Origin of the sequence: Paenibacillus sp. HB172176, assembly GCF_011947265.1 — a bacterium.
Classification (GTDB): Bacteria; Bacillota; Bacilli; order Paenibacillales; family Paenibacillaceae; genus Pristimantibacillus.
On sequence record NZ_JAATHD010000005.1, the window covers coordinates 127,673 to 146,728 of the forward strand.

The window sequence follows — 19,056 nt, forward strand, 5'->3', positions numbered from 1 at the left end:
CCAACAATTTACAGATATAATGATCAAGAAGAATAATAGAGGGGGGAGAAAAGCTCCTCCCTTGGAACGCCAATATTTATCGTATCAGTAACAAGCCACGATTCTGATGTTATTGATGGAAAACGGCATGGTGAGTTGATGTGGATGATCCAAAACACATCCGCTGGACGTTTTTCATCGCATTGCTTCAGCCATTCGGCCTCGCGTAAAGCTTCATATGCTTTATCCATCTGCAAGTCCTCCGCTATATTTCGCTGCTGGCATCTCTATTTCCTCAAACAGTTGTTTCAGTCTTTTCTCGCGTACTGTCTTCTTCAACTCGCATTCCCAAACAATGATTACCCGCCACCCGTCAGAACGGAGTTTCTCGATGTTCTTAATATCTCTGTTCCGGTTATTTTCCAACTTTGATTTCCAATACTCAATATTTGACTTCGGCATAACAAAGTATGGACAATTCTGATGGCAATGCCAGAAACATCCGTGTATGAAAAGTATTGTACGATATTTAGGAAGAACGATATCAGGAGTGCCTAAATAGCGTCTGTCATTCTTCCTATAGCGAAAACCTTTTGCAAACAGGTGCTTTCTCACTAATTCCTCAGGTTTTGTGTTTGAACTTCGGATTCGTGACATGTTGTAGCTGCGAGCTTGGGGAGAACGATCGTCAGCCATAGAATCCGCCTCCTTAGCTGTTAGAATATTCACCAGAACATATTTTCACTTCAGCAGTGCGTCGAGATTGCCTAAAAACTAAATACTTAAATCGCTATATTCATCATCCATATTACCCCTTAGTACAATTACTTGTCGAATGGTAAAATGTGTGATGTTTAGTAAGTAATCGGATCGATCAAGAATTGATAGTATTGCTGGGATTGCATTGGATTATTCAAATAAATCAGAAATCGAGTATGTTGGAAAAACCAAACAATGATGTCTTCTTTCGTGTTCAAATGTTTCTTTTAGAGTTTTGATGATCTCCCATAAGTTTTCTAAAGTACTCTTTAGTCCGAACCCACATCTCGATAAACCATTCAATTACTGGAATCTCCCTCGGTTCAGACAGAACAATCGACTGGTAAGCCGTATAGTTGAATAATCCAACAAAGAAGACTATTACTATTAAGCCAAACCTGTCATCAAAGATGTTTTCATAACCAGTTACTATACTGTTTGATGTCAAGAAACCTTTCATAGCACCGATAGCCGAATACAGACCGGATCCATATAGAAAAAAGAGATTCACCGTTCTGAACCAAGGTGCGAAATTTCTCGCATTAACGATATAACGATAAATAATGTGCAGAACAATGGTGCCTACAAAAGATATGATTGAAGCAATAATAGTGCCATATGCAAAGAATCGCACTACATGCGCTGTTTCATTTTTGATAACAGAGTCTATTATCCTTAAACCAAAATATAAACTGAAAAGATAAAGCATAAAAAAGGTTAGTACAAAATAAATCGTTTTCCCAGCTAACTTGCTCAAAATTTCTGTCATATGCATCTCCCTCAGAATTTGATTAATTATAATACGACAAATAATACCATTAGTTTCAATGAAGATGAATTGGGTGTTTGGAAAGCGAAGTATGTAATTACTGAAATTGTTTTTTGAACTAAGTTAACTCTTTCAATAGATACCAAGCTGTTTCGAGTACTGTAGTATCTGAGAGTAGGTACATTCTATATAAGTTCACCTGTGTCTTTCTTTAAGAGTGATAATTATTTTGTCAGTCATGGGAGGTGTGCAGTACTTATAGCTTGCAAAAACCTCTCCTAATCCCAGAAGGGAATAACATAAAATCATACCTCACTTCACTGATGTGATTTTGGGCTTTTTTTTGATCTGGCATGCAAACTTAACAAATTCATTACTTAAAGCACAATTGAAATTTACAATGATGCTTCATGATAGAAATATAGGTTCGGAACATAAAACGGAATAAGGAGCAGTGACGATGAAAAATAGCAATAAAGCAAGGCGTCTATTAAACCTGTTCATTCTTGCATCGATGGTCGTATTTCCAATGCAGGTATTTCCCATGCAGGCTGTACATGCAGCAGAAGTTGAAAACACCGTTGTTATTAATGAAATCGAATCTAGCGATTCCGTTACAGATATCGATTGGGTTGAATTAATAAATATCGGCAATGAAGATATCGATATCAGCGGATGGTTTGTGACGGATGATAAAGGGTTAGAGCGGTTGGCAGACAATGAGGAATGGCGTATTGAGGATGGCACTGTTTTAAAAGCTGGCGATATCCTTGTTATTGAACAAGCTGAAGGTGATTCCGGTTTGGGAAATGGAGATGCTGTTTCCCTGTACGATAGCAACAGTACATTAATGGATTCGTATGCTTATTCCGCTCATGCAGTCGGTACGTATTCCAGGGTTCCGGACGGTACGGGAGAATTCGTTGATCAGGCGCCAACCAAAGGCGAGCCCAATATTGTCGAAGAAGAAGAGCTGCCCCAGCATCAATTACTCCTTAATGAAATTAATTCTTCGCCGGATGATTGGGTAGAGCTTATTAATCTGGGCACCCAAGAGATGGATATTTCCGGTTTTGAAATTCGCGACAATTCGGATGACCACCGTTGGAAATTCGCAGAGGGCGCAGCTCTGGGAGCAGGCAAGTTACTTGTTGTCGATGCGAACACGGAGGGTCTAGTCTACGATGACCAGACAGATGCTTATGCTGCAGGTACGTTCGAGGCGGCGATTGGCATTGGTTCGGGAGATTCGATTCGTTTGTATGATGCGGATGGGAATCTCTTGGATGAATATTCCTGGACAGAGCATGCGAGTTATGAAGGCGATGCAGCATTGGCCTCCTTCGGAAGATATCCGGACGGGACGGGTTCGTTTGAATTAACGAAAGAAACAAAGGGACTGCCAAACGATTGGTATAAACCTCAGATTGTTATCAATGAAGTAGAGTCTAATGACGACGAAACGGATTGGGTCGAAATTTATAATGGAGGAGCAGCGGTCGTTGATCTGTCAGGCTGGTATGTATACGATGATGATCCAGTCGGCCATGCTGCAGATATAACGCCCGTAACGGATGGCACCCTTCTTAATCCGGGCGAATTTTACGTTTTTGATCAAAATATACATTTCACCTTTGGTCTGGGGAAGGCTGATCGCGTTACGATTTTCAATAAAGACGGTGTGTCCATTGCAGACTATTCATGGGAAGCCCATGCAAATGGCGTGTACGCGCGTATTCCGGATGGAACAGGCGAACTCATAGAGTTTCCGACTTCGACTAAGGGGAAAGCCAATGTGGTCACAAATCCGGTTATACTAAACGAAGTGCAATCCAATGACCTGAACGGCGGGCCTGACTGGATAGAGCTTGCCAATCCAACAGGAGAAGCTTTAGATATTTCGGGCATCGTCATAAAGGACAGTGAGGATTCCCATCAATATGCGATCCCGAGCGGTACAACTATTCCGGGAAATGGCTTTCTGGTATTAACCGATGAAGAGTTCGGGTTTGGCCTTGGGAAGAATGATGCTGTACGTCTGTTTGAAAATGAGAGATTAATAGCCAGCACAATATGGCCAGAGCATACGAATCCGACTTGGGGCTTGTATCCTGATGTAACGGGAGCCGAGTATAGAAATACAAAGGAAGCAACCCCTGGCGCGCAAAATAAATTCGAAGGTGTCCCTGATGTTATGGAATGGCCGGGTAATGATGAGGTTGTCATTTTTGACCAGGAACCAACATTCCTGGAGGATTCTTCGGGGCTCGATTTCTATAACGGTCAATTATATGCAGTTGATAATGGTACGGGCCGATTTTGGATTTTGGACGTTGCAAAAAATGGAGAGTTAAGCTTTGCGGAAGGCTTTGAAAACGGCAAGCGTATTCGTTTCCAAAAGGATGCGGAGGATGCAGAAGCGGTAGGTCCGGATACGGAAGGTATTACAGTAGATGAAGACGGCTTTGTTTATGTCGCTTCCGAACGTGATAATAGCGATAAGGGCGTTAACTTTAATATGATTTTGCAAGTTGATCCGAAGCTAGAGGGCAGTGATTTGGTTGCCTTACAGCAGTGGGACCTAACGGCTTCATTGCCGCAGGTTTCCGCCAATATGGGGATTGAAGCTGTAGAATGGGTATCCAATGCAGATGTTGAAGGCAAGCTGTATGATCAAAATATGGATACCGTTTTTGATGCGGCTCAATATCCGGATGCCATTTCAAGCGGCGTGTTCTTTGTTGCCTTGGAGGATAATGGTCATGTGTATGCTTATGTTTTAAATGAAGATGGAAGCTCTGTGCAAATTGCGGATCTGGACGGGAAAATGGGTGGTGCCATGGCGCTCGACTATGATACTTATGAACATGTATTGTGGGTTGTTGCAGATAATGGATATGGCAACCGCGCGGCAAAAATAACGCTGAATGGAGAGAAAGATCCTGCCATTATTCATGTAATGCCTCCAAGCGGTGTCGATACGAGCTTCAATAATGAGGGATTTGCCATTGCAGAGGCAAGCTTTACGAGAGAGGGTCAGAGACCGGTGTATCGGTTCAAAGATGGTGAAAATACGGGCTCTCTGACGATAGGCTCTATCGCCTCTGATTATAAGGAAAATGATGATTCCGGAAATATAGGTAATGAAGGTAATGAGGGCAATGAGGGCAATGAAGGTACTGGCGGTACAGGAGGCGGCAACAATGGTGCGGTAACGCCTACACCAGACGCGCCGAAGGTAGAACATAACAGAATCAACGTTACTTCCGAAATCACACAAACGTCTGAAGGCAGTATCGCGACAGCGGCTCTAACGGAAGAAGCCATTGCTGAAGCGATTGCTAATGCAGAAGCCGCGAATGCAACAAAAAAGAAGGTTGAAATTAAGGTAGAAGCTGAAGGAAACCCTGATTCCGTTGAATTGAAGATTCCACATCAATCGATTGGCGCATTAGCCGAAGCTCGGGTAGAAGCTATTGAAATGACTTCGTCCATTGCAACCATCATGTTTGATGATATGACGCTAAATGCCATTGCCGAAGCGGCGAAGGGGGATGTGAAGCTATCTGCCAGTGTTATTGATCCTGGCGTGCTTTCCGTATCCGGAGACGCTAAAGAGAGGATTGCGGACAGACCGGTCTACGAGTTTACGGTTGCAAGCGGCGATGATATAATCAGTGATTTCAATGGCGGTTCGGCGAGTGTAACCTTGCCGTACACATTACGCCAAGGCGAGGATCCGAACGCTATTGTCGTGTACTATCTGGACAAGAACGGAAGTCTTGAACCTGTCATGGGAATGTATGATTCTGAAGCTGGCACAGTAAGGATGACTCTTAACCACTTCTCAAGCTATGTGATTGGCTACAATAAAGTCGCATTTGCTGATGTCTCAAGCACGCAATGGTATGGGAATGCAGTAGACTTTGTAGCGGCTCGCCAGCTCTTCAATGGGGTAAGCGACAATACCTTCGCGCCGAATCTCGAAATGACAAGGGCGATGGTTGCCAAGGTTATTGCGAATATGGAGGGAGCGGACCTGACGAGCTACGATACATCCGTATTCGCGGATGTGGATAAGGATGCATGGTATGGCGCTGCCATTGCCTGGGCAGCCGATCATGGGATTGTGTCGGGTGCAGGGGATGGAAGCTTCGATCCAAGCGCGCCTGTCGCGCGCGAGCAATTGGCTGTAATGATCCATAACTATTTGGCGTACAAGGGCATCAAATTCGAAGGAACAAATAAGCCTGCCTTTGCAGATGCTGACGCAGTGAGCGATTGGGCGAAGGACGCAGTGACGACCCTTCAAAGCTATGGTCTTATAAACGGAATGTCCGGAAACATTTTCGCGCCACAAGCAAATGCCGACAGAGCAGCCGTGGCCACGATATTCAAAAATGTTGCGACTGCGTTTGTGAAGTAAATGAATTGGATAGAGGCTGGGATAGAACGCAGCTAAATAAACATGCCCGAGCGCTTTAATGGCGAAGCGCTCGGGACTTTGTTTTATCTCGAATTTTTATGAATTATAGCTACTCCCCAAATCCTTCAAATAAAGCTTTAATTCATTAGCCTCTCGAACAGAAAAGGTAATCTCTACGGTTTCTGCTAAACCCGTGATTCTTACATCTAGCGAAGCTTCGTTCTCCAAGTTTTTTAATAAGATTTGAGCTGCAGGAACATGCGCTTCGTTTAATAAGCGAATGATTTCGTTAATGATTTCACTATTTTCCTTTTGATACTCTGCGAGCTGATACACCTCAATCCCATCCTTATGATATTCAGCGAGACTGCTGCCAGAATTATTCGTTATTCCAAATTCTGAATAAATATCCGATTGGTCTATTTTTTCGCTACTTCCTTGTTGCCAAGAGTACGAATAGTAGAAATCGTGGACGGTATGTACGCCATTTAACTCGTGATTTATTGCATATGCATCGGAGCGATACAAGCTATAATCTACTTGATTGGCAGATGAATGCTCCAACACAAACTCAAGTGGACCAACCTGAGATTGATATTGTGGGAATAGATAGGGATGTCCACCTAGCAATAAATCAATCTGTTCTTTCCATTCTATGTATGATGATGTTGGCGTTTCAATTGTAGTATTCCTGTTCATCGAACATGATGTAATCATTAGTAGCAGGAATGCAAGGGCGCATGCCTTCCAGGTCATAAGCATCAATGCCTCCTCTGCCAGCCATAATCTTTATCCAGATCATCAAACCTGTTCAGTATTTTCCAATGCCATCGTAAGACGCGGCAAAGGTATGCCTAATTTTTTTGCTTCTCTCACAACTTCAAGTACCGCAAACCCTGCTTTACTGTTGTTGTATTCCATGAAAAGTCGCGGTAAGCTTCCCTTTGCAAAAATGACCTTGTTAAAAAGTATGCCGAGAATTGCAGGTGGAATCTTGGTCAACAGCAGAGTAATCGTATCTGTCCTTGCGCCTCGTGCTTTAAGGACAGGAATCATTTCCCTCATATTTAACCCAACATTTGCAAATGAGGCTTTGTGGTTCATGAGCGCAGAAAAGCTTCCCCGTTTTAACACCTCGGTCTCCATCGCTGCATTCATGGCAAAGTGATTCCATAGCCAGCTTTGCATATCCTTTATCCAACTAATTTTAAAATGGGCACTTTCAAATAGCTCCTTGACCCTGTCGTTAATAGGTTCAGTGCCTGCCCGCGGCTTTTCCAGAAATATCATTTTCATAAAACCGCCTCTCAGTCTATTGTCCGCGATGCCGCCTCCTGCTCCGGGGAAGCCAAAAACAACATTGTTCATGGACAGAGGTGCGATAGACGACTTCAGATCTTGCCAAATGTTATTGAAGATGAGAACGGGGGTATTTCCTGCAGCAGTGGATAGGAATTGTGCTGCCCCAGGAAGCTGCTCCGTATTGACGCTCACAATAATGAGATCATAATGGGGAAGAATTTCCTCATGCAGTTTGACGTTCCAGCTTTCTTTTATGAACTTCTTCCCTTTCCGTGCATCCCACATTTCAAGCGCAATACGGCTCCCGAAGGTTTCTTTCCTCCCCTTTCTAACGTAAAACTCAACTGTATGTCCTACCTGTTCGAAAGACCAAGCATACTGGGTCGATATTAAACCTCTGCCGAAGAATAAAATGTTCATGTTAGCCTCCCTCAAAAAGTTGATTATTGTTGTTAATGATCCAACAACGTGTTGTATAATGTTATTGTATGGCTTCACCATACGGTCATCAACCATCAGATTTTCAATATCTGTCGGATTATCGATTGGACAGAAAAGTGGAGGCAAATCATGAATAAGCAACCTGAGATTACGGACAAAACAAGGCAAACCTTTATCAATGTATTCTGTGATTTATATAGCCAAAAGGCAATTGAAAAAATATCTATACAAGAGATTGCGAAGCAATCCGGATATAATCGCAGTACATTTTATCAATACTTTACGGATATCTATGCGTTGTTAGACTATGTGGAAGAGCGTGTCATAAAATCCATTCACGAGGAAATGGCAAGCAGGGAGCTTTCTACGCATGCGTTTCAAGATGCGCTTCAATGCTTGGAAAATGCAGAAGAAATTTCAGTCTTGAAAGCTCTCTTGGGCGACTATGGTTCTGTTCATTTTGTTGAACGCCTGAAAAGAGAAATTCCTTTTGAGAGATTGATTGCGGACTTTCCAGCAAATGATAACTTAGCGCCATATCTGATTGAGTTTTACATCTCAACATTACTGTCTTTGTTTCGCCTTTGGATACGCAACGGCAAGGATTTATCGTCGGAGGAATTGGTCACGCTGATCGATAGCCTATTTGCAAATGGGATAAAACCGTATTATTTCTTTGGAGCAGTCAATGAAGGGGAAACGCGGAGAGAATCTGGTTTCCCGTGAGGAAGAATTGGAAACAATATTGCGGTTCCTATTGCTTCAAAGTGATTTGAGAGGACAAATAAGATACAGATTGGCATGCAGACGCAAGCAGCTGCATGCCAATCTGTTGGTTTACCGGATGAGTTCGTTACGGACATACAGAACCCGCTGAAGCTTGAGAAATCAAGCTTCTTTGTGGCGATCCACCGCATGGCGTTTATCATCTGGGCGTGGTACACAATTGCAGCTATTCAGATTCAACAAATTGATTTCTAGCGGCCCCCAAACCAACCAGACCGAGTAGAGCAGAAGCGCCAACCAATATCAGGAGTGGAACGCGCCAACCATGAGTGGCATCATGCAAATATCCAATTAGTCCTGGGCCAATAGCAGCCAGTAGATATCCGATGGATTGGGCCATCCCCGATAGTTCACCCGCCTGATGGGCACTTTGGGTACGCAAGCCGAAAAACATCATAGACAAGCCAAAGGCAGAGCCCGCGCCAATACCCAGGATAATAACCCCAAATGATAACAGATGGATGCTGCTATAGAGGAGACCGAGTGTTCCAATCAAAAGTAAAACCGATGTAATAATCACTAATAACCGTTGATTATGCATGCGCCCGGCTGCAACAGGAACGATATATGCAAAGGGGAGCGAAGCTATAATCAGAATCGACAGAAACCAGCCGGATTGACTTGAGCTGATGCCCTGACCTTTTAGTATTTCAGGCAACCATGCCACCAGCACATAAAAAATGGTCGATTGTATGCCCATAAAAAGAGTTACTTGCCAGGCTAATGGAGAGCGCCATATAGGAATCCGTTGGTTGTTCACTGCGCTGCTTGCAACAGTGGCTGGTTTCGCTGAAGCCTTAAGTTGCGGTGCCCATATGAGAATAGAAATGACGCTAAGTATTCCCCATACCCCCAACGCACCTTGCCAGTTCAAGCCCGCCCCTACAGCTAAGGGAACACTAATACCCGATGCGATTGCCCCGCATACATTCATAGAAACAGAATAAATGCCTGTCATTGCACCCATTTGCCTTGGAAATTCCCGTTTAATCAGGCTCGGCAGTAATACATTGCATATGGTAATTGCGAATCCCAGAAATGCGGTTCCAACATACAAGGTTACCACTCCGGATAATGAGCGAACAGCGATCCCCATAGTTAAAACGATAAGGGAAATGAGGAGGATGCGTTCGATACCATATCTGCGTGCTAATTTGGGTACAAAAGGCGATAGCAAAGCAAATGCAATCAGTGGAACTGTGGTAATTAAGCCGGCTGAGGTATTTGAAATATGCAAATTCTCCCGAATAATACTGACTAATGGCCCTACCGAGGTGAGGGGAGCGCGCAAATTTGCTGCGATAAAAATAATGCCTACTATCATGAGCCAGAATCTCGCTTGCGCGGGGGTTCCGGAGTGGGGTATTGCATTCTGTTTTTTAATCAACTGTTCCGATGAACTCATAAGGGTTCCTCCTGCGATTTGGTTTTAGGTAAGCAATTACCGTTCAAGTCGGGTAGTGTGTCACGAGCCTTTTCAATGTATGAGCGAACAGCTTCCTCGGCTTGATGGCCATCTTGATTCGCAATGGCTTGATAAAGCAGCTCATGGGAGTCTTGATAAAAAGCTGCATTTTCGAAATCCTCCGTTTCTAAAATCGTGGTTTGCAGCGCCTCGGAAATATGATTATACAAATCTGACATCAATTGGTTATGTGAAGCGGCAATCACCTTTTTATGAAACTCGACATCCCAATGAGCATACCTTTTGAGATCCTGCTGGCTGGCTGCTTGTCTGCACTGCTCCAAGCATGACCGAATTGCCTCCAAATCTTCTTGATTTCTTCGGAACGCAGCCAGGGCGGCGGCCTCTCTTTCCAAGGCATATCGAACCTCCAGGCTCTCAAGTCTGTCGGTATGCTGAATCACCTTTTCAATTACGGCTCCCAAAACACTTGCAGAGCAGACATAGGTCCCATCTCCTTGTCTGGTTTTCAGCAGCCCTGCATACGATAAAGCCCGAATAGCTTCCCTCAAGGTGTTACGGCTGACTTGAAGCTGCTCCATCAGTTCGGGTTCTGGGGGAATGCGCATCCCTACTTGCCATTCGTTGTTTTCGATCTTCATCTGGATTTGGGAGGCGACCTGCTCCACCAAGGTTAAACGTTGCGTCTGAGTTAACAACAGCATCACTCCAATTTAAACGTAGGATGTTTGGTTCAATGGTCGTATTATAACAGATTGATTCTGATTTGAATAGATGAAAATGATAATTGTTATCATAGTTTTATTATCAACGCTCCTCCCTCGAGAGGTTTTCTCATATTGAATATGAAGTCTTCATAGAATTGACAATTAGTAAATTAAAAGATAAAATATTTACTTAAAAGAATAACTGGGAGGATTGGAAGAATGGCTACCGTCAAGCAAATTGCCGAACTGCTGGGCATCTCAAACGCGACCGTGTCGAGAGTGCTGAATCATGATCCGAAAATATCGGTCAGCGAGCAAACCAGGGCTGCGATTTTCAAGACAGCCGAAGAGATTGGCTATACGAAGAAGAAGGTTAATCCCAAAATAGAAAATATCGCCTTGCTCTACTGGGGAGAAGAGGGCGAGGAGCTCGATAATATATTCAACGAATCCATTCTGAATGAGATTATTGATCAAGCCAAGAACCGGAATATGAGCTTGGTGAGATACGAAAAGCGAGACGGCATTGGAGCGGTGAAGGCGGATATGACCGGGTTCATTGCGATTGGCTGGTTCGATATGGAGGAGATCGAGTATCTCAAGCGAATAACGCGCAAGGGCGTGTTTATCAATACTCGGCCCGACGAGAGCTTGTTTGACAGCGTACAGGCCAATCAAGACTCCATGGTGCGGCAAATCGTGGATTATTTCGTCTTGAAGGGACACAAGAGCATCGGATTCATCGGCGGTCCCGATTACGAGATGGTCACCCATAAGCCTCTTATGGACATTCGGGAATGGTCCTTCCGCCAGACAATGGCCTATTACAAACTACTGAAGGAAGAACATGTTTTCATTGCGGAAGGTTTTACGGTGAAGGAAGGCTATCGCATCGGCGTCGACGCCATCAATAAGCTTCAAGAGGAGATGCCGACAGCGTTCTGCGTTGCGGACGATGCGCTCGCGATCGGGGCCCTCCAGGCGTTCAACGAGCGACAATGGGAAATTCCGGGGAGGGTATCGTTCTTCAGCATTAACGATATCGGCATCGCGCAATATGTTTCGCCGCCGCTCACCACCTTCCGTATTGATATCTCGATTCTATGCAGCTCAGCGCTGGACTTGTTGATGGAACGCGTTCTGAGGAACAGGGAGACGACCAAGACTGTGTACATTAACGGCACACCGATTTTTAGAAAAAGCTGCTGACTGCAGCCGCGCGATCGCCAACCGGCGGTCGCTTTTTTATGCGATGAGAGGTGAAGGAGCACCTTTGGTAGAAAGCGGTTACAAATTTTGATTGACAGAATTTGACGGAACGTGATAACATAAATTAAGTAAATGATTTACCATATAAATAATAAATAATTTATTAGAAAGGTGAAGTTGATGGAGTTTATCAAAGGCATGGACATTTCCGTTCAAAGAGAGATCGAGCAGCTAGGCGCCAAATATTACAATGGCGGAGAAGAGGGCGACGCCTTTCAGATTCTCGGTGATTATGAAGTGAATCAAATCCGTCTTCGGCTTTGGAATCATCCTTACGATGCGAATAATAAGCCGTATGGCGGAGGAACGAATGATCTTCCTACAACGATCAAGCTCGCGCAGAGAGCTGCAAAGCAAGGCATGGGATATTTGCTGGACTTTCATTACAGCGACTTCTGGGCGGATCCGAAGGTTCAGATCAAACCGAAGGCCTGGCAGAATCTATCCGGGGAGGCGCTGAAGGAAGCTGTCTACCAATATACCTACGACACGCTCACGGAGCTGGCGCGCTATGGAGTGCCGCCCTCTATGGTGCAAATTGGCAATGAGATTACGAACGGCCTGCTCTGCCCGGAAGGCCAGCTTGAGAACGTTGAGTATATGATCGAGCTGCTGGAGGCCGGCATTCAAGCCGTCAAGGACCATAACCCTGAAATTCGGACGGTAATTCATCTGGACTGGGGCGGAGACAACGCGCTATATCGCAGATGGTTCGACGCGGCTGCCACAGCCAAGCTGGATTTTGATATTATAGGGCTGTCCTATTATCCGTTCTGGCACGGCACGCTGGAGCAGCTGCTTCACAATATGAACGACATTTCCTCGCGCTACGACAAGGATGTGCTTATTGCGGAGACGGCCTTCCCGTTCACAACGGACCGAATCCATAATGAGCCCATGATCTTCACCGAGGAGCAAGCAGGTACCGTTCCCTATTCCATCGATTCCGAAGGACAGCGTCAATTTCTGCTGGATCTGATGAATGTCATCCGTTCGGTGGAGAACGGCAGAGGAATCGGCTTCTTCTATTGGGAGCCGACTTGGATCAGCATCCCCGAGGCAAGCTGGGCGACGGAGGCTGGAAGGAGATATCTGCAGAGCACCGGCAAGGCGTCGAATGTATGGGCCAACCTCGCGCTGTTCGACTACGAGGGCCGGGCTTTGCCCGCTTTGCAAGCTATCAAAGAGTTTTAATTTCATGATATTGAAGGGGGAGCTTTACATGAGAAAAGGATTACAGTTTGCGCTTCTAGCCGTTATGAGTCTGGCCGTTCTGTCCGGGTGCAGCGATAATGCCGCGAATTCGGAATCGCTGACTGCGACGGGGTCTCAGCCCTCCGAGTCGGCGGGAGGATCCGGCAATTCCGGGAAGGGGGGAGAATCGATCACGCTATGGACGAATTTCCAGGTAGAGGCGGAGCTGCTTCAAAGGTACGCGGACGCATGGTCGGAAGAGACGGGCAACAAAGCGACGATTGTCCAGACGAGCATCGAGCTTCAGCAATTCGCCCAGGCGGCCAACAGCAAGGGAGGTCCCGACGGCATATTCGGCATCGCCAACGATCAGCTTGCCAGCTTTGTAACCGCCAAGCTCGCGGAGGAAGTGCCTGCCGACTTCTATAATGACGACGATTATGTGGATGCGGCGGTACAGGCCAGCTACGTAGACGGCAAGCGATACGGCGTTCCGATCGCAGTGGAGACGGTCACGCTGTTCTATAACAAGGACAAGGTATCCGCAACGCCGGCTACCTGGGACGAACTGCTCGAGACGGCGAAGTCGAGCGGCGGAGTGAAGTTCGATGCGACGAGCATCTATTATGATCTGGGCTTCGTGCGGGCTTTCGACAGTTATATTTTCAAGTGGGCGGACAATGCCTATGACACCGAAGATATCGGGCTTGGCAACGAAGGCGCGGTTCAAGCTTACAGCTATATCAAGAGGATGGTTGACGAAGGCTTCATCTCGTCCGACATTACGTTCGATATCGCAAGAAGCGCTTTCGAGAATGGAGAAACCGCTTATTATATCGGCGGTCCATGGGATGTGGACGCGTTTGCGTCGGCAGGAGTCAACTTCGAGCTCGCTCCGATGCCAGCCTTGAATGGAAAGCCCTTCGTGACGCCGGTAGGGACGCAGGTCGGCTTCGTCAGCTCGAAATCGTCTCATAAGGACGCCGTGTGGGATTTCTATCAATACTTGATAGATGAAGCGTCTGTGGAAATGTATGAGACAGGCGCCCGAATTCCGGCCAAGCTGAGTGTTCAGCAGCAAATCGAGATGGACGCCGTGACGGAGGCCTTCATGAAGCAGATCGCGAGCGGAGAACCGCTTCCATCCGTTCCGGAGCTGGGGCAGCTATGGACCCCGTATTCCGACAACATGCGGCTGTTGTTCCAAGGCACGCTGACTCCGGCAGATGCGGCCGGGTATATCGAAGCGCAATTCAAGGAAGCGATCGAGCTGATGCATGCCGGCTCGTAAGACAGCCGACCAGGAGACGATGGAATGAATAAAGCAAAGCATAACCTTACTGCGTACACGTACTTATCGCCTGCGCTGATCTCGATCTTCGTTCTTACTTTTCTGCCGGTCGCCTATACGGTCTATATCTCCTTCACCAACTACAACATGTACCATCTGGACAGCTACGACTTCGTCGGCTGGAGGAATTACGAGACCTTGCTGCAAGGCAGCATCAAGAATGTGTTCTTCTCCGTGCTTGGCTGGACGGTCGGCTTCGCGCTTCTCAGCACCGTCCTCGCCTATGCGGTGGGCATGGGACTTGCGGTTCTGCTGAACAATCCGCTCATGAGGGAGTCCGGCATTTACCGCTCGATTCTGATTGTTCCGTGGGCGTTGCCGGCGACGATCGCCATTCTGTCCTGGCAAGGTCTGCTGAATGAGCAATACGGGGGCATCAATCATCTGCTTGAAACGTTCGGCATTGCGGGCGTTCCTTGGCTCACGGATGTTTTCTGGGCGAGAGCGGGTATTATCCTCGTTAATGTTTGGCTGGGCTTCCCCTACATGCTGAATGTGTGCATGGGCGGGCTGCAGTCGATCTCGCCCGTCTTCTACGAGGTGGCCAGCGTGGAGGGCGCCTCCAGATGGTACGCCTTTCGTCGCATTACGCTGCCGCTTATGCTTAAGGTAAGCCTTCCCCTTGTTGTGGCTTCGTTCGCGGCCAACTTCAATAACTTCGGGAATATCTATATGATTACCCAGGGCGGACCGGCCAAAGTCAACTCCCAGTTCGCGGGCAGCACGGACATACTCGCCAGCATGGTCTACAAGATGACGACCTGGTCGAACCGCTACGATCTGGCGGCGACGCTCAGCATTTTCATATTCCTCATTGTCGGGGTTCTGACGCTGGTCAATCTCAGGCTCTCCGGGGCGTTCAAGGAGTAGATCGATATGGAACAAATCGAATGGCGTAAGGGGAGGAAGACAAAATGAAAGGGAATCAACGGGCGAGTCTATGGGTAAGCCGGCTAGTCATATGGATCGCCATCTTCTGCACGCTGTTTCCGGCTTATTGGATTTTTATGGCCTCCTTCTCCGCAGGCCAAAGCTTCTTCAGCGCGACACTGTTCCCCAAGGCGCTGACAACGCAAAATTACGAGCGTCTGATCGTAGAGACCGACTTCATGATTTGGGTTGGCAACTCGCTCAAGATCTGCCTGTGGGTGTCAGTTATTCAACTGTTCCTGACGAGCACGTCGGCGTACGCCTTCTCGCGCCAGCGCTTCCCCGGCAGGAAGAACGGACTGCTTGCCTTGCTCGTGCTTCAGGTATTCCCGAGCAGCATGGCCGTTTCGGGTTATTTCATCCTCATCTATCGATTCGGGCTGTCGGACAGCGTCTTCGCGCTGATCCTGGTGCTGGCGGGAGGGAGCGCCTTCAATATCTGGCTGCTCAAGGCGTATATCGATACGATTCCGAAGGAGCTTGACGAGGCGGCCTTCGTGTCGGGTGCCAGTCACCTGATCGTGTTCACGCGCATCATTCTGCCGCTGGCTCGGCCTCAAATCGCGGTTATCTTCGTCTTCTCCTTCATCGCGGCGTACAGCGAGTATGTCATTACTTCGGTCTTCCTGAACAAGCCGGCCAATCACACGCTGGCGCTTGGGCTTCAGACCTTCATCACGAATCAGTTCGCGGCGAACTGGACGCTGTTCGCGGCCGCCGCGGTGCTGTCATCCTTGCCGATCATGGCGATGTTCATGTTCATGCAGCGGTTTATTCAGAACGGTCTGGCCGCAACCGGCGTCAAGGGCTGACGGTCATACATATTGAGAGGAGGTGATGAACCGGCTTGACGGGGGTCTGATGATACATCTGTATGAACGGGCAAGCGACATGATCAGAGGAGGATGGTATGATGTTGAGAAAGCGGTTTCGGAAAGCAACGACAGCGATGCTGGTTGTTGCGGTACTGCTCGGGGGAAGCGTCAACGCGCCTTCGTCCGCAACGGCGGAGGAGTACGACGATTTCATCCGCGGTGTTGACGTATCCATGCTAAGCATGGTGGAAGACCTCGGCGGTCAATTCTATTCGGACAATGTCGAAGGAGACGCGCTGGAGATTCTGCATGACAACGGCGCCAACTATGTCAGACTGAAGCTGTGGGTCGATCCCTATGACGCGAACGGCAACCCTTATGGCGGAGGAACCAACGACTTCGAGACGACACTGGCCCTTGCCAAGCGGGCCGATGACCTTGGCATGGGCATTCTGATCAACTTCCATCTGAGCGACTGGTGGACGGATCCTGCCAAGCAGATCAAGCCGAAAGCCTGGAGCAGCCTGTCCTTCTCCAGCTTGAAGACGACGCTGTACAACTATATGAAGGACACGCTCGACGACTTCGCGGACGAAGGAATCGTCCCCGATATGGTTCAGGTCGGCAATGAGATTCCGACGGGGATTTTGCACGATGACGGCAAGGTGGGCGATGGCAATGACGACTTCTCCGATCTGGCCGAATTGCTCGAGAGTGCCATCGACGGCGTGAGGGATTCGGCGGCGTCAAGCACCCGGGTTATTCTTCATCTTGATCATGGCGGCGATAACGCGCTCTATCTGTGGTGGTTCGGCAATCTGCTTGCCGCCGATCCGAATTTGGACTTTGATATTATTGGTCTCTCCTTCTACCCGATGTGGCATGGAACGATGGATGAATTGCAATACAATCTGAATGATATCAGCAAGAGGTACGACAAGGACGTCATGATCGTGGAGACCGCTTATGCTTATACCCTGAGCGACGGCGATGGAGCGGGCAACGTATTCATAAGCGGCGACGAGAACATCGCGGGATATCCCGCGACACCGCAAGGGCAATTCGACTTCATGAACGATCTGGAGTCCATTATCCTCAATGTCCCCGACAGTCGCGGCCTCGGTTATTTCTACTGGGAGCCAACATGGCTGCCGGTGGAGGATGCCGTGTGGGGGACGGCGGCAGGTGTGGCGTATGCCAATGATTCCGTCACTCCGACCAATACATGGGATAATCTGACCTTGTTCGATTTCGACGGGGACGCTCTCTCCTCGATGAATCTGCTGAACGAGCCTGCGTCGAATCTCCTGACTAATTCCAGTTTCGAGTCAGACGGTTACACGAATACCCCGTCCGGCTGGAGCGTGTGGCTTCCAAGCGGCATTTCCGCGACAACGATTAAGACGGAGAGCAGCAACGCCTTCGACGGCGATTACAAGCTGACATTCTGGAATTCGTCGAGCTACAGCGCCTCGATCTACAAGACCTTCACGGGCCTTGAGAACGGCACTTATTCGTTCAGCGTATGGGCCATGACCAACGGGGATCAGACGACGCTGCAGCTCTATGCGAAGAATTACGGAGGCTCGGAGCTCGATACGACGATCGAAACGAGCGATGTGAACTGGAATCTGTTCACCATTGACAATATCGAGGTCACCAACGGCACTTGCGAGATCGGCATCTATACAGTTGCCGGGGCGAATGACTGGCTCAATCTCGATAAGGCGATGTTCAGAAAAGTGGAATAACGCTTCTTGGGAGAAAGGTCCATGTCGCAACTATTGCGATTATGGGCCTTTTTTCAACCATATAGCGTACTATGTCAACTAATTTTTGACCGACTATAGAGCAACCCAAACACACCTAACCGATTATTTTTACAAAATATGGTTACAAACTGATGAAAAGCTGCAGGTCGAACATCACATGAAGACCTCGAAATGCTGAAATGTCTAGAAAAGTGGCTTTGATGGAGACAGGCGGAACGCTAACGAAGATTGATAACGTTAAGAGCATAAAAAGGCATCTTATTCAAATCTAACGAAGATCTATCATCTTATTTCAAGGTTTCGGGCTGCGATCATGCTCGCTATTGATGAAATAACGATACCAATTTTCGTTAGATTCACGCAGGCCTGAGATTCAGGCGTTTAGCGTTATGAGTCTTCGTTAGGATCCCATGGTCGGAGAGAACCAAATGCCATTAAGGAAACGGAATGAACGACAGGCTACTTCGCTTACGACTCTGTCAAGTCAGATTTCTATGAATTTGTGCGTTGACAAGCTACCTACCAGATGGTAGATTCATATTATGAAAAATTCAACGACTACGTATGATGACATTCTGGCTTGCGCTCGTAATTTAATCGTGACCGGCGGTTATAACGGCTTCAGCTATGCCGACATCGCGGAGGTGGTCGGGATTCGCAAGGCGAGCATTCATCACCATTTTCCAACCAAGGTCGATTTGGTCCGAACGCTGGTTGCCCGGTATCGGAAAGAAGGAGAAGTTGGATTGGCGAATCTCAACCTTCAGGTACACGATTCGCTGGAATTGCTTCGTGCCTACGTTGGTTATTGGGAAGCCTGCATTGCGGACGCGAGCGATCCGTTCTGCATCTGCGCTCTGTTGGCAAGCGAACTACCCGTTTTGCCCGAGAAAGTTGGCCTGGAGGTCCGTGCACATTTTCGCTCCCTGTCGGCATGGTTAACATCTGTATTGGAGCAAGGCGTTAGCCGAGGTCAACTCCGGCTGACGAGCTCCGCTCATGCCGAGGCCGAATCGTTCATGGCAACGGTTCACGGAGCGATGCTTTCGGCGCGGGCTTACGGCGATCCGAAGATGTTCGGCTTCGTGACAGAACCGCTTTTGCAGCGACTGGCTTTATGATTCTCTTGT

Annotated in this window: 16 protein-coding genes; 9 read left to right on the forward strand and 7 right to left on the reverse strand. The window is 47.6% G+C overall.

The annotated features are described in order from the left end of the window. Window positions 1-23: 23 nt before the first annotated feature. The 3 genes from HFP08_RS09515 to HFP08_RS09525 all read right to left on the reverse strand — a co-directional run bounded on the left by HFP08_RS09515 (window position 24) and on the right by HFP08_RS09525 (window position 1,507). Window positions 24-230: a hypothetical protein gene (locus tag HFP08_RS09515; RefSeq protein WP_168120356.1), complete on the reverse strand. Its 207-nt coding sequence runs from the start codon at window positions 228-230 to the stop codon at window positions 24-26. Then, a complete protein-coding gene (locus HFP08_RS09520) occupies window positions 223-675 on the reverse strand; it encodes a very short patch repair endonuclease (RefSeq protein ID WP_168120357.1) in 453 nt (150 codons plus the stop codon). The genes HFP08_RS09515 and HFP08_RS09520 overlap by 8 nt, the downstream gene beginning before the upstream one ends. 277 nt (window positions 676-952) lie before the next feature. Further along, window positions 953-1,507 (reverse strand): hypothetical protein, encoded by a 555-nt coding sequence (locus HFP08_RS09525; RefSeq protein ID WP_168120358.1) that lies wholly within the window; start codon window positions 1,505-1,507, stop codon window positions 953-955. Window positions 1,508-1,967: 460 nt separating this feature from the next. Between HFP08_RS09525 and HFP08_RS09530 the strand changes: the two genes are divergently transcribed. Next, on the forward strand, window positions 1,968-5,933 hold the full coding sequence (locus tag HFP08_RS09530) for a lamin tail domain-containing protein (protein ID WP_168120359.1): 3,966 nt from the start codon (window positions 1,968-1,970) through the stop codon (window positions 5,931-5,933). Window positions 5,934-6,029: 96 nt separating this feature from the next. Here HFP08_RS09530 and HFP08_RS09535 read toward each other — a convergent pair whose 3' ends face one another. Both HFP08_RS09535 and HFP08_RS09540 read right to left on the reverse strand, forming a co-directional pair. Then, window positions 6,030-6,689 (reverse strand): hypothetical protein, encoded by a 660-nt coding sequence (locus tag HFP08_RS09535; RefSeq protein ID WP_168120360.1) that lies wholly within the window; start codon window positions 6,687-6,689, stop codon window positions 6,030-6,032. Between the two features lie 45 nt (window positions 6,690-6,734). Next, complete coding sequence (locus HFP08_RS09540; protein ID WP_168120361.1) at window positions 6,735-7,655, reverse strand: ketopantoate reductase family protein; 921 nt, start codon at window positions 7,653-7,655, stop codon at window positions 6,735-6,737. A gap of 150 nt (window positions 7,656-7,805) precedes the next feature. On the opposite strand from HFP08_RS09540, the gene HFP08_RS09545 reads away from it, so the two are divergent. Beyond that, window positions 7,806-8,402, forward strand: a complete 597-nt coding sequence (locus HFP08_RS09545) for a TetR/AcrR family transcriptional regulator (RefSeq protein WP_168120362.1) — start codon at window positions 7,806-7,808, stop codon at window positions 8,400-8,402. Between the two features lie 226 nt (window positions 8,403-8,628). On the opposite strand, the gene HFP08_RS09550 is transcribed toward HFP08_RS09545, so the two are convergent. Further along, window positions 8,629-9,867 (reverse strand): CynX/NimT family MFS transporter, encoded by a 1,239-nt coding sequence (locus tag HFP08_RS09550; protein WP_168120363.1) that lies wholly within the window; start codon window positions 9,865-9,867, stop codon window positions 8,629-8,631. Next, on the reverse strand, window positions 9,864-10,592 hold the full coding sequence (locus tag HFP08_RS09555; protein ID WP_240941241.1) for a FadR/GntR family transcriptional regulator: 729 nt from the start codon (window positions 10,590-10,592) through the stop codon (window positions 9,864-9,866). Before HFP08_RS09555 ends, HFP08_RS09550 begins: the two co-directional genes overlap by 4 nt. Before the next feature lie 222 nt (window positions 10,593-10,814). Here HFP08_RS09555 and HFP08_RS09560 point away from each other — a divergent pair, with 222 nt between their 5' ends. The 7 genes from HFP08_RS09560 (at window position 10,815) to HFP08_RS09590 (ending at window position 19,047) form a co-directional block, all read left to right on the forward strand. Then, entirely contained in the window at window positions 10,815-11,804 is a 990-nt protein-coding gene (locus HFP08_RS09560; RefSeq protein WP_168120364.1) for a LacI family DNA-binding transcriptional regulator, read from the forward strand. Window positions 11,805-11,984: 180 nt separating this feature from the next. Further along, entirely contained in the window at window positions 11,985-13,058 is a 1,074-nt protein-coding gene (locus HFP08_RS09565) for a glycoside hydrolase family 53 protein (RefSeq protein WP_168120365.1), read from the forward strand. Window positions 13,059-13,086: 28 nt separating this feature from the next. Continuing rightward, on the forward strand, window positions 13,087-14,349 hold the full coding sequence (locus tag HFP08_RS09570) for a sugar ABC transporter substrate-binding protein (RefSeq protein WP_168120366.1): 1,263 nt from the start codon (window positions 13,087-13,089) through the stop codon (window positions 14,347-14,349). Window positions 14,350-14,373: 24 nt separating this feature from the next. Further along, entirely contained in the window at window positions 14,374-15,279 is a 906-nt protein-coding gene (locus HFP08_RS09575) for a carbohydrate ABC transporter permease (RefSeq protein WP_168120367.1), read from the forward strand. A gap of 44 nt (window positions 15,280-15,323) precedes the next feature. Beyond that, window positions 15,324-16,151, forward strand: coding sequence for a sugar ABC transporter permease (locus HFP08_RS09580; protein WP_168120368.1), 828 nt, complete (start codon window positions 15,324-15,326; stop codon window positions 16,149-16,151). Window positions 16,152-16,249: 98 nt separating this feature from the next. Next, entirely contained in the window at window positions 16,250-17,905 is a 1,656-nt protein-coding gene (locus HFP08_RS09585) for a glycoside hydrolase family 53 protein (RefSeq protein ID WP_168120369.1), read from the forward strand. A 563-nt stretch (window positions 17,906-18,468) separates the two neighbouring features. Further along, window positions 18,469-19,047, forward strand: coding sequence for a TetR/AcrR family transcriptional regulator (locus tag HFP08_RS09590; protein WP_168120370.1), 579 nt, complete (start codon window positions 18,469-18,471; stop codon window positions 19,045-19,047). The last annotated feature ends 9 nt before the right edge of the window (window positions 19,048-19,056 follow it).

Coding starts and splice junctions, on each gene's coding strand:
- HFP08_RS09515 (WP_168120356.1), bottom strand. CDS start 230: ATGGATAAAGCATATGAAGCTTTACGCGAGGCCGAATGGCTGAAGCAA.
- HFP08_RS09520 (WP_168120357.1), bottom strand. CDS start 675: ATGGCTGACGATCGTTCTCCCCAAGCTCGCAGCTACAACATGTCACGA.
- HFP08_RS09525 (WP_168120358.1), bottom strand. CDS start 1,507: ATGACAGAAATTTTGAGCAAGTTAGCTGGGAAAACGATTTATTTTGTA.
- HFP08_RS09530 (WP_168120359.1), top strand. CDS start 1,968: ATGAAAAATAGCAATAAAGCAAGGCGTCTATTAAACCTGTTCATTCTT.
- HFP08_RS09535 (WP_168120360.1), bottom strand. CDS start 6,689: ATGACCTGGAAGGCATGCGCCCTTGCATTCCTGCTACTAATGATTACA.
- HFP08_RS09540 (WP_168120361.1), bottom strand. CDS start 7,655: ATGAACATTTTATTCTTCGGCAGAGGTTTAATATCGACCCAGTATGCT.
- HFP08_RS09545 (WP_168120362.1), top strand. CDS start 7,806: ATGAATAAGCAACCTGAGATTACGGACAAAACAAGGCAAACCTTTATC.
- HFP08_RS09550 (WP_168120363.1), bottom strand. CDS start 9,867: ATGAGTTCATCGGAACAGTTGATTAAAAAACAGAATGCAATACCCCAC.
- HFP08_RS09555 (WP_240941241.1), bottom strand. CDS start 10,592: ATGCTGTTGTTAACTCAGACGCAACGTTTAACCTTGGTGGAGCAGGTC.
- HFP08_RS09560 (WP_168120364.1), top strand. CDS start 10,815: ATGGCTACCGTCAAGCAAATTGCCGAACTGCTGGGCATCTCAAACGCG.
- HFP08_RS09565 (WP_168120365.1), top strand. CDS start 11,985: ATGGAGTTTATCAAAGGCATGGACATTTCCGTTCAAAGAGAGATCGAG.
- HFP08_RS09570 (WP_168120366.1), top strand. CDS start 13,087: ATGAGAAAAGGATTACAGTTTGCGCTTCTAGCCGTTATGAGTCTGGCC.
- HFP08_RS09575 (WP_168120367.1), top strand. CDS start 14,374: ATGAATAAAGCAAAGCATAACCTTACTGCGTACACGTACTTATCGCCT.
- HFP08_RS09580 (WP_168120368.1), top strand. CDS start 15,324: ATGAAAGGGAATCAACGGGCGAGTCTATGGGTAAGCCGGCTAGTCATA.
- HFP08_RS09585 (WP_168120369.1), top strand. CDS start 16,250: ATGATGTTGAGAAAGCGGTTTCGGAAAGCAACGACAGCGATGCTGGTT.
- HFP08_RS09590 (WP_168120370.1), top strand. CDS start 18,469: ATGAAAAATTCAACGACTACGTATGATGACATTCTGGCTTGCGCTCGT.